Raw genomic sequence first — 10,462 nt, 5'->3', positions numbered from 1 at the left:
CTGCGCGCGGGTGATTTCAGTCCAGGCCATCTTGATCTCATCAGGTTATCGCAAACCCATGAATCATAATCCACTGAAATCACTCAACTCATTTTCGGTCAGACACTTAGGCGTTAACCCAAACCGGCAAAGGTCATGCTGTGAGGGAGCACAAAGGCTGGGCCGCAGATCAGGATGATAAGTGTCAGCCCCAGAAGAATTGTTCCTGCCAGGAAACCCGCGATTTCCAGATAATCGCGTGCTGTTGTGGGAAGAGGGAGTTTCGTATCGCGCATCGTCGGTGTCCTTTTTGCTTTTGGATACCTTCGCGCAACCGGAGCGGTGTGGCGGGGGCAAGAGCGGTGCGCCAGCACCGGGATCGGAGCAACGCACAGCCCGCTTGCGGGCGAGCATTGCGAGAACCCACCTCTTGCCCCCGACGCAGCGCTCTGGTGCTCATTCTTAGTTTTCCCGTTTTTCTCTTTATTTTTTTGATCATATTTTCTGTCTGATCTGGGAGTGATCAGGCTAACGCCAGCTCATTATTTTCGACTGCACGTATTAAACAGAGCATGACGTGCCAGATCATTCATGTTAGAAAAGACCTCTTCCTGATCACGAGAAAGCTGAAAGTGTGGCCATATTGGACACACTTACGCAGAAAACCGGCTTACGGGTGCGCCACTCATGATTGGAATGGCGTGAGGGTAAGGATGTAAGGTCATCATCAGGCGTTTATCGTGACGTCCATCCCACGATAATCCTTCACACGGCATCAGCAAACCATCACGAATAGCCTGACGGTCACGCTGGAAACAGACGCGTTCATTTCCCCCCTGTGGCCGCTGACAAGGGTAGCCAGCTTCCGCACCACAGCCACGACACTCAATGGATAATGCCGGGTCGCCGTCCAGCCACTCGATGTGGCAACGCCGACATGTGACCGGTTCATCTGTACAAATCCAGCGGGTTGGCTTTGCAGGACGGGGCCAGTGGTTTCCAGAAACGATCCTGTGTTTCAACATGAGATCATTCTCCTGACTGATTTTTTGAGAGATATGAATGAAAGGGAATCAGGTCTGGACGCTCTCCTCGACCAATTCGAAATCACTGAGTGTTGTGGCTCCGGTCCAGCGATCAAGATGGAGGATCATCTCCTTTCCACCAACATCCCCGGCATAGCCGTGATCGCGCAGAGAGGAGAGTTTCTTACGTGTGATCTTCGGTATTGCCGTCCGGTCCAAAAAATCAGTTATGGCAGCGTCCATAGTGTCATACGGACCATGCCAGTTGCGGGCATTGACCGGGAATATGTCCGGGGTGCGTAAAAAAACGGCTCCATCAGGCCGAAGGCAAGTTTCGACAACATATCGACCACATGTCTGTCGCGTGACATCGAGTGTCTTGCTCATTTCAAAACGTCCCTAGCACCACGGTATTTTATGGTGCTGTTGGATGACAGATATAAAAAAGCCGCCCTTTAGGGCGGCCTTCCAGTAGAGAGCGTCAGCGTTTTCAGTATTCGCTGGGAAGCAGGACAATGCGCCCTATGCCGGGTTCACTGAAAGCGAATAATTTGGCTTCCTTTAGGGGGAAATCAGTATACGGGATGTCCTGCCGATAGAGTTCGACTTCCCCATCCCCTGTCTTATCTCCATCGGTACAAATAATAACGGCCGTGTGTTTTTCGAGATCAACCTTCAAGGTCCAGAACTGTCGATCTTCCTCACGCATAGTCGGCATATGCTGAACGCTTGCCAGTATATCAATCAGCCACGCGGCACCATTGGCTGCAAGATAATGGGCGCCATCTGTCAGCAGAAGACCGCTATGCCAGCGATAGTAGCGAACAGTCCCGGTAAATCCAGCAAGAGCAGAAGAAGTAATGGCGTGTGTCGGTTCCAGAGTTGCAGACATGAAAACTCTCCTTGAAAACGATGATTTTCTGGAAATGCATATTTCTGGATATCGGGTTGCATTTCCTGACATCTCCACGCGGGGCATAGTCTGGAGGCTGGAGCAAACGCGGCGCGCAGCGCCGGGATCGGACCCACGCGCAGACCGCACTGCGGTCGAGCATGGGGAGAACCAACCGTTTGCTCCAGACAGCAGACTATGGCTCTCTCCTGCTTTCATATTGCCTTTTATCTTTTCCTATTTTTTTGATGCCAACGCACGTTTGCGACGTGGTGGCGCAAGATAGGGACTGGAAATCCGTGTCGGCGACACATCAAGCCAGAAGCGGCCTCCTTTCGTCGCTTCAAGTGCATTCCTGATGGCTTTGGCTGCAAGAAATTCTGCCCCGTCATCACCGCCAAAGGCTGCCTGCTTCACATGCCACCAATCGTCAGGTTGCTTTTGCGGATCGGCTTCAAAAGCATAGGCGATAAGGTTCCCTGTGCGTTCAGGATCCTTGAGCGCTGGCTTGCCATTCGACATGAGATAAATGCCATTATCTCCTACCAGCATCAGCCCGGCAGGAACTTTGGTGAGATCGATGTCATCATAAGACGGCGACTGTGTCTCTTTCCCATCTTTTAGAAAGGTGGGCTCATAGAGTTGGTCAAAGGTGGGCGTATGCTCTTTTGCTGCTTCAGCGTGAGCCAGCAACTGTGTCACGAGCGCATGATCAAAATGAAGTTTCATGACGGTATTTCCTTAAAACATGCCTCTGGATGGACATAAAAAAGGCGGCCCGTTCGATGGGCCGCCTGTATTTGTCAGACCATGATGATTTCAAGATGCTCAGGCATCTTGCGCGCCAGCTCTGCAAGTTGTGTCGGTATGCGTGGATCATCTGGTAATTCGGTGTGTGAGGAAGTCGTCTCAGACACAGACGATGTGTCATCTGCTGACACGTCTTCCTCAGGTGTCAGCGTCTCTTCATCAGCTTCAGCCACATCTTGTTCGTCACAGAGTTCCATGTCTGATGACTGGTCATCGATCTCATCATCTTCTTCAGTCTGTGCGTCCAATTGGGCCCGTGCTGCCGCACGCGCTGCCTGTTTTTTTATTTTGGCTTTCCATGCCGGAATGCCAGCTGCAAACGTTGCAGGTTCGGGCACCCAGCGTTTTTCACCAACATGCGCCATCAAGGCTTCACGCATGGCCTTTCCCGTGGGTTTTTCTTCCAGTCCTTCAGCCTGGACTGCCTTGGTAATCCCAGGTTTGCTGTAAGTCTTGAGGAAATCCTCAAAAGCCATCGTCGGGATATGGGCATCGGCATTGAACAGCACACCAAGAATCTGGGCAGGCAGTCCACTTCCACTATGCATGCTCACCTCGCAGTTCATGAAACTGCAGAGCACTTCAAGAGCAGCGTTCCGGAGCACTGCCGGATCGCGCACGAGCACGCCCTCTGGAAAGACACTTGCAACGGCCCGGTCCCGTTCGGAAGCCGCACCATAGGGATCATAAGTGTTATCTCCATGGATATTCACATTGTCAGCACTCAGGGCCAGCAGGAACGCCCCTATCAGATCCCATGGGTCCGCGCTCTCGCGGGCCGCTGCCAGTGCCTCTCGCAATGCCTGAGTACGGACCTCACCGATAATCTTCTGACCCGTTCCGGAAATATCCGCACGTTCCTTAGGCTTCTCGGCAGATTGGGCACTCGAAAACGAAAGTGACCCCTCCTCACCGCTCTGGGCTGTCCGTTGCGTGATTTTGCGCATCCGGCCAGTCTTGATCGCCAGAGTGCGGGAGCTCACCCAGATCGTCGGGATATCATCTGCCTGCTCCATTTCCCATGACCCAACACTCCGGTGTCCCTCGGGAACAATCCCTTCTCCATACTCGTTGGCCGGAATGAAGACGCAGCCTTCAGGTTTCGTTTTTTCGGCCCATATCTGCTGTGCCTTGAAGATCGCCGCGAACTGGGTGCAGTAACGATTGTCCTGCCCCCCCTGCCCGAACAGATCCTCTTCCCAGACCACGCCCGCCTCTTGTGCCGTCTCATCATCAAATTCAAAATCACGGGCATATAACTCGACCTGATCGAGATAGCGGACAAAATCTTCCCAGTCGAAGTGCGCAAACTCTTCCCTGCTCATTTCATAATCAGTTGGATCGACACCCTCATCCGCACTTTCGGCCCAGATCTCTGCCCAGACATCGCGTTGACGCTCCAGCGGCGTGCGCGCAATCGCGTTGCGCTCCTGAAAAGATGGCCCAATACCGGCATCTATTGCCGCTATGATGGGCGAATGCATCTGGGACAGAAGCATCAATCCGCGCAGATAAGCAGGCGTTACCATGAAGGACCGACAGATTTCTGTATCAGTAGCGCCCTTCTCGCGCATATCCAGCACACCACGCCATTGTTCAGATTCTGTCATATCGGCACGCACGATATTTTCGGCGACAGCCGCCATCGTATCGCTCTTTTCATCACCTGAGCGGACGTGCACGTCAATTTCGGTCAATTTCGCCGCAATGCAGGCCCGCACCCGTCGGTGACCAGCGACAATCATCAACCGACCATCCTCAAGTTCCCGCACGCAGGGCGCATGAATCAGGCCCACTGTCTTGATATTCAGCGCAAGCTGATGTTCCGCACGAGGATCTGGCTGGGTCTTACGTGGATTGTTCGGGTTTGGTACGAGTGTTCTGGGATCGACGCGGCGAAGTTCCGTCATGATACGCTCCTCACTTTCAGGGTCCTGAGGTGTAATTTTCTGACCTCATACCTTCGGCACCGCCGCAGACGCGCACACGGGGCAAGGGCGAGCGTCAGCGAGGCCCCGGAACGGGGCTTACCCTTGCGGCGGGTGGGCGGCCTGTGGCGTGCCCTTCCCTTTTCGGATTTCTGTTTTCCTTTTTTCTCAGGCCATCTCCTCTATTTTCTCTCCAACGTCAGAAGCAGCATCATCATTTGCTGTCGCCAATTTCAGTGCGGTTCCCTCTTCCTTGCCTTCTGCTTTCAGCTCGGCATCCAGTGCGTACAGCTCAGCACATTTGGCTTTGAGGTCCGCGGCTTCCGCAAAAGGCAGTCCTTCGCGTGCGCGATAAGCTGGCAGTCGGCGCTGTGCCTCATCCAGACTGCGACGTGCTTCAGCCAGATCGCTGTCCAGACGTAAGGCTGCGTGCTCAATCCGTGAAATCAGTCCCAGAGGCTTGGTCTCACGATCGGTCTCGACCTCGATTTCTCCTGCAGGTGTATCCAGATAGAGGGAGGAGACTACTTCTGGTTTTCTCTTGTCGGACGGTCTGAACTGCTGTTCATGAGCTTCGCACATCACGTCAAATCCGGCGATCCGACCCATGCTCCACTGCCCGGTCCGGCCTTCCCGTTCAGCAAGCCGCGCCTGCGACAGTATCCATGCCCCAGCTTTTTCACGGCTCTCAACCATCGTGGTGTCACGATGCAGCGCAAACGCCTCCCCTTTCGCGGGCACACGCTGACCTATTGCCGCCTCAATTTTCGGAATGCGTGTCTGCGCTGTCTGGATGTCGCGTTCAGCTCTCTGGATCTGGCGACGCACATTGAACTGATCATCGAAATGCGCGGCCTGCAAACGCTCAAGACGCGCGATATCGGCTTCCAGGCCAGCCTTCTGTATCAGACGCATGTCACCTGATGCCAGCGCCTTGGCCATTGCAAACTGGTTGCCTTCACCGCCAACATCCTCAATCCGACGGATGGTCCGGTCTCCAGACATCGCAAGTCCGATAAAGCGCATCTTGCGCTCAAGCAGTTGCCAGTTTGTGGCGTCCACAGATCCCTGCTGGGCGTATGCGTAAACTTCCACTTCCTCGTGCTGGTTGCCCTGGCGCACGATCCGACCTTCCCGTTGCATGATATCGGCCACAAGCCAGGGCACATCGAGATGATGCAGGGCTTTCAGGCGCTGCTGGGCATTGACCCCTGTTCCCATTGTGGCTGTTGAACCGATCAGGATACGCTTGCGGCCTGCATTGAGATCACCAAACAGACGCAGCTTGGCTGCCGCCTTGTCGTAATCCTGCATGAAGGCAATCTGCTCGGCAGGGACACCCATGCGGATCAGCTCTGACCTGATCCAGTTATAAGCCGAGAACCCGCGCTTGGTCTGGGAGGCCTGTGTGCCGAGATCGGAGAAGATCATCTGCACCGCCCCCGGTAAATCGTAAGCCCTGCCCGTCTCGGGATTGGTGTAACGATTGGCAGATGTCTCATGCCAGATTTCAAACACCTTCCGAATCATCACATTCAGCTTGGAATGTGGGTCATCATCCGCCCACGGTGCGATAAACCGCAGATCGATCGCGCCATGCCGGGCATCATTCATCACACTCAGAATGATGTCGTCCCCCTTCTGAGGACGACCTGAACGGGCTTCAATCGCGCGCATCCGTTCTGCAAGGGTCTGCTGGAATGCCCGAAAGTCTTCTGTGCTTTCGGCCACCACAATCTGTCTGTTGCCGCCCTTAACAGAGGGCAGTTTGACATATCGTGCCAACTCGTCTGACTGAACGACGTCCGCAAAGTCACGATACATGGCCATCAGATCGGCCACATTGACGAATTCGGTAAAGCGCGTGACCGGTTTGTAGAGACCGTTGGGCTGAAGCTCCAGTTCGGTGCGTGTTTCCCCAAAGTTGGCTGCCCAAGCATCAAATTCGTGGAGATTGCGGGCGACAAGAGCATCCAGATCCATATACCGTCCGACATTCCACAATTCGGCAATCGTATTCGTAATCGGCGAACCTGAAGCCATGATCAGTGGACGAGTCTGGTCCGTCTTCGCAAGGTAACGCGTTTTCACGAACAGATCCCATGCACGCTGAGAGCCATTGGGATCGACACCTCGCAGATCAGACTGATTGGTGGCGTAGGACAGTTTCCGAAACAGTTGGGCTTCATCGACAAGGATCTGATCAATCCCGATTTCACCCATGTGCAGCAGATCATCCTTGCGCGCAGCCAACCCTTCCAGCTTTGCTTCCATCCCTTCTTTCATGCGTTCGATCCGCTTGCGCGAGATACGGTCGTCACCATCAAGACCGGAAAGAATGGTTTCGTAAGAGACGATCTGATCCTCGATCATCTCGCGTTCAAATCCCGCTTCGACCGGAATGAACTTGAAAGCATCATGCGTAATGATGATCGCGTCCCAGTTTTCTGTCGCCGCACGGGCAATGAAACGCTGACGTTTGGCTTTAATGAAATTGGTTTCGTCGGCCACCATGATCCGGGCCGTGGGATAAAGCATGAGGAACTCACGCGCCATCTGTGCAAGGCAATGACCTGGCACCACAATCACGGCCTTGCTGATCAGTCCAAGCCGTTTCTGCTCCATGACGGCCGCAGCCATGGAGAAGGTTTTTCCTGCTCCCACAGCATGGGCCATGTAGGTGCGTCCTGAAGCGATAATCCGCCAAACCACGCGCTTCTGATGAGCACGCAAGGTAATCGTGCTGCTCGCTCCAGGCAGACGCAGATGACTGCCATCAAAGGCACGCGGCACAAGGTTGTTGTAGGTCTCGTTATAGAGCTTTACGAGACGGTCAGAGCGGTCGGGATCCTGCCACACCCACTTTTCGAACGCGCTCTTGATAGCAGCGAGTTTTTCTTTAGCCGCTTCCGTTTCCTGCGTATTGAGTTCGCGTCGTTCGTTGCCATTTTCATCGCGCCAATGATCCCATATTTTGGGAATAGACTGAGAGAGCGCGTCTTCCAGTAGTTCCGCTGCATTGCGTCGTTCCGTGCCCCAGACGGATGTTGCTTCAGCGCGAGACAGAAACGGCGCACGATTGATACTCCAGCATGCCACTTCCGGGGTATGACGAACGGTTGTTTCAATCCCCATGACCTCTTGTACGAAGTCCTGAATGTCCGTGACGGGCAACCACGGTGCTCCCAGACGGGCTGTAATTTCAGAGGGACGCAGATCAGCAGGCTGCGCACCTTCAAGGGCGCTGACATTGCGTGCATACCGCTGATCATGATGTGCGGCCTCGCGTGCGAGCGCCAGTTTGGTGCGCACCGCACCTGAGAGCATCTCATCAGACGTGACCCAGACGTCCCTGCCCTGTGCGCTGCGTTCCGGATCGAGGTAAATGCTCTCACCCAGTTCAGCCAACGTATCGGCTTCACTCCGTCCCAGCAGTTCGGCAATGAGAGGCAGATCCACACGGCCCGTTTCATGCAGGGACACAGCGAGCGCGTCATGGGCTCCGTGTATTTCAGGCTCTGTCGGTGCATGAATGACACGCTCTGAAAATATCGGCCCCATGCGACCCGTATCCGTGCGCTCGTCATACTCCTCAATCGAAGCCACCAGCCAGACGTCAGGATCATCCAGAAAGGTCTGCAGGTTCGGACGCCGCTGGGTTTCCCGTGTTTTCCCAGTTTCAGAATTCTCGCGTAGCGTGGTGCGGGTATGGTTGATGGGGCCAAATTCACGCACGAAACTCTGATACGCCGTCTTCAAAGTGCGCTGCTGCGCTCCATAAGGTAGGTTCTGCATCTGCGCCCGCAATACACTCCGTGCGGCATCACGGATGGGCACCAGCCCGCGGATGATCCGAGCATGCTTGGCAAAAATTCCTTCTGCCTGGCCTGCCTTGCGGATCGGGACGATCTGGGCCTGCCCCTCGCTAATCTGGTGCAGGACACCCCGTTCTACAAAGTAGCTTCCTTCCTTGAGGTCCGCACCACTTGCCGCGGTTCCAACCGTAACGCCCTCACCTGCTGGCCGGACAATGCGCGCCTCTAGCGGCTGCAGGAAATGAACGTTGGGCGCGATCCGGCTCAGGGCTTGCGGAAGAAGAAGGTCTAGTTTTGCGCCGGCGGTGGCAGAGCATGTGTAGCCGGGACCAAACTGTGTTGTCGTCCAGATATGACTGCCGAGCACCTGTTCGGGATGGTCAAGGAAATACCGGTTTATAACGAGCGGACCATTTCCCTCGTCTGAGTCTGGGATGTCTGCAGTTTCAACCCAGCTCTCATTTGACGGCACTTCTCCCACTTCTCGTTTCCGGAATGCCAGGATATCAACCACCACATCTGTCCCGGCATCGTCACGCATTGCGCCTTCTGGTAAACGTACAGCGCCAAGAAGGTCAGCGCTCTCGCCAATGATCCGTCGGGCATTCGGATCCGTCTTGTCCAATGTGTAACGAGAGGTCACGAACAGGGCGATCCCGCCTGGACGCAGAGCTTCGAGCGAACGGGCGATGAAGAAATCATGGAGGCTCAGACCCTGCCTCTCCAGTCCCTCACGACCATGCACTGTGCGGTTGCTGAACGGGGGATTGCCAATCGCCAGATCATAGCCCTGTGGGAGCTGGGCACGCGTGAAGTCCTCACTGCGGATCCATTGGTTCGGATAGAGCTTGCGCGCGATACGGGCAGAGATGGGATCGTTCTCAATGCCGGTAAAAGCGATCTTGCCTTCGAGTTTTTCTGGGCGTGCGGCGATGAAGAGCCCCGTGCCACATCCCGGTTCAAGCACCGAACCGCCCCGAAACCCCATACGCAGGGCCATGTCCCACATCGAGTGAACAATCAGTTCCGGCGTATAATGGGCATACTGTGTCGCACGCTGCAGACCGGCGCGTTCAGTCTCCGTCGTCAGCTGTTCAAGTTCTGCAGCAAGGCTTTCCCATCCTTTGCGCACCTCTCTGCCTGTGGGCGGGAAGAGGCTGTTGGCCAATTCACCTGCGCCAAAGCCCGTAAAACGGGCCAGAACATCCTGCTCTGCTGTAGTAGCATTCCGATCTTCGCGCTCAAGTGTTGCGAGGAGGGCGATCGCTGCGATATTGGCTTCCGCGCGCGCTTTCCACCCTTGAGCCAGACCACGTACGCCCTTCAGACGAAAATCCCGCTGCGGGATACGGAAGGTCTGAGGGGAGGGGGCTGAGATTTCCGGTATGGGCTGGTCATCATCCAGAGACCAGAGGGCTGCAAGTTCACCTGACAGCACTGTGGTGTCGAACAGATTGAGTTGCGAGGCAGACATGGACATGTTGGCGCACTCCGTCCAAACGGCTTCGCCCGACGCCTTAGAAAGGGTCGGGGGCCTGATTGCATAGGTTTGTCGGGATTAGTGGCAAGGAGCGGGAAGGGGAGCGTCTACTCTCTTCATTCCTTGCCCCTTATGCCTTCCTGACAACCGGGGCGGAGTGTGTGGCGCAAGTGCGGTGCGAAGCGCCGGGAGCGGAGCCACGCACAGGCCGCGCAGCGGACGAGCATGGCGAGCACCAACCACTTGCGCCACGCGCTCCGGGCTGGTCCTTATCCTGTCCTTCTGTCTCATTAACTTCTCAAGAGAGTCTCAGCGGTATTTATCATCTTTTACACGTGTAAAAGATCTTGCACTAACTCGCTGTCATTTTTACACGTGTAAAAATGACAAATGATCGGATATTGGGCCAGATAGCGTTTTAACTACGGCGTGTCGTCAGTTAAGCCCTGAGTATGGTACGTGAGGGTTGTACTTTCCGGCGTCCTGTGCTGACTGTTTTTCTCGCTTTGAGGGAGGCAGACGAATGCGACGCT

Annotated in this window: 7 protein-coding genes; all 7 read right to left on the bottom strand. The window is 55.0% G+C overall.

From position 1 onward, the window contains the following. Positions 1–113 precede the first annotated feature (113 nt). The 7 genes from GOB86_RS13580 to GOB86_RS13550 all read right to left on the bottom strand — a co-directional run bounded on the left by GOB86_RS13580 (position 114) and on the right by GOB86_RS13550 (position 9,929). Positions 114–275 (bottom strand): hypothetical protein, encoded by a 162-nt coding sequence (locus tag GOB86_RS13580; protein ID WP_003630453.1) that lies wholly within the window; start codon positions 273–275, stop codon positions 114–116. A 479-nt stretch (positions 276–754) separates the two neighbouring features. Continuing rightward, entirely contained in the window at positions 755–931 is a 177-nt protein-coding gene (locus tag GOB86_RS13575; protein ID WP_156477915.1) for a hypothetical protein, read from the bottom strand. A gap of 121 nt (positions 932–1,052) precedes the next feature. Next, positions 1,053–1,391 carry a hypothetical protein gene (locus GOB86_RS16195; protein ID WP_231869329.1) on the bottom strand — a complete coding sequence of 113 codons (339 nt, stop codon included), beginning with the start codon at positions 1,389–1,391 and terminating at the stop codon, positions 1,053–1,055. A 103-nt stretch (positions 1,392–1,494) separates the two neighbouring features. Further along, the gene (locus tag GOB86_RS13565; protein WP_003630451.1) at positions 1,495–1,896 is read right to left on the bottom strand and encodes a DUF6876 family protein; all 402 of its coding nucleotides are present in this window, start codon (positions 1,894–1,896) and stop codon (positions 1,495–1,497) included. 237 nt (positions 1,897–2,133) lie between these two features. Then, entirely contained in the window at positions 2,134–2,625 is a 492-nt protein-coding gene (locus tag GOB86_RS13560; protein ID WP_061490264.1) for a DUF3085 domain-containing protein, read from the bottom strand. A gap of 74 nt (positions 2,626–2,699) precedes the next feature. Beyond that, on the bottom strand, positions 2,700–4,616 hold the full coding sequence (locus tag GOB86_RS13555) for a ParB N-terminal domain-containing protein (RefSeq protein ID WP_165993097.1): 1,917 nt from the start codon (positions 4,614–4,616) through the stop codon (positions 2,700–2,702). 186 nt (positions 4,617–4,802) lie between these two features. Beyond that, positions 4,803–9,929 carry a DEAD/DEAH box helicase family protein gene (locus GOB86_RS13550; RefSeq protein ID WP_165993095.1) on the bottom strand — a complete coding sequence of 1,709 codons (5,127 nt, stop codon included), beginning with the start codon at positions 9,927–9,929 and terminating at the stop codon, positions 4,803–4,805. Positions 9,930–10,462: the final 533 nt, after the last annotated feature.

The organism is Acetobacter lambici, from assembly GCF_011516885.1.
GTDB classification, from domain to species: Bacteria; Pseudomonadota; Alphaproteobacteria; order Acetobacterales; family Acetobacteraceae; genus Acetobacter; species Acetobacter lambici.
The sequence above is the reverse complement of the archived record's forward strand: the minus strand, read 5'-3'. Positions and strand labels throughout refer to the sequence as shown.

What these genes read in the sequence shown, in the direction of transcription:
- GOB86_RS13580 (WP_003630453.1), bottom strand. Translation starts at nt 275, where the DNA reads ATGCGCGATACGAAACTCCCTCTTCCCACAACAGCACGCGATTATCTG.
- GOB86_RS13575 (WP_156477915.1), bottom strand. Translation starts at nt 931, where the DNA reads ATGAACCGGTCACATGTCGGCGTTGCCACATCGAGTGGCTGGACGGCG.
- GOB86_RS16195 (WP_231869329.1), bottom strand. Translation starts at nt 1,391, where the DNA reads ATGAGCAAGACACTCGATGTCACGCGACAGACATGTGGTCGATATGTT.
- GOB86_RS13565 (WP_003630451.1), bottom strand. Translation starts at nt 1,896, where the DNA reads ATGTCTGCAACTCTGGAACCGACACACGCCATTACTTCTTCTGCTCTT.
- GOB86_RS13560 (WP_061490264.1), bottom strand. Translation starts at nt 2,625, where the DNA reads ATGAAACTTCATTTTGATCATGCGCTCGTGACACAGTTGCTGGCTCAC.
- GOB86_RS13555 (WP_165993097.1), bottom strand. Translation starts at nt 4,616, where the DNA reads ATGACGGAACTTCGCCGCGTCGATCCCAGAACACTCGTACCAAACCCG.
- GOB86_RS13550 (WP_165993095.1), bottom strand. Translation starts at nt 9,929, where the DNA reads ATGTCCATGTCTGCCTCGCAACTCAATCTGTTCGACACCACAGTGCTG.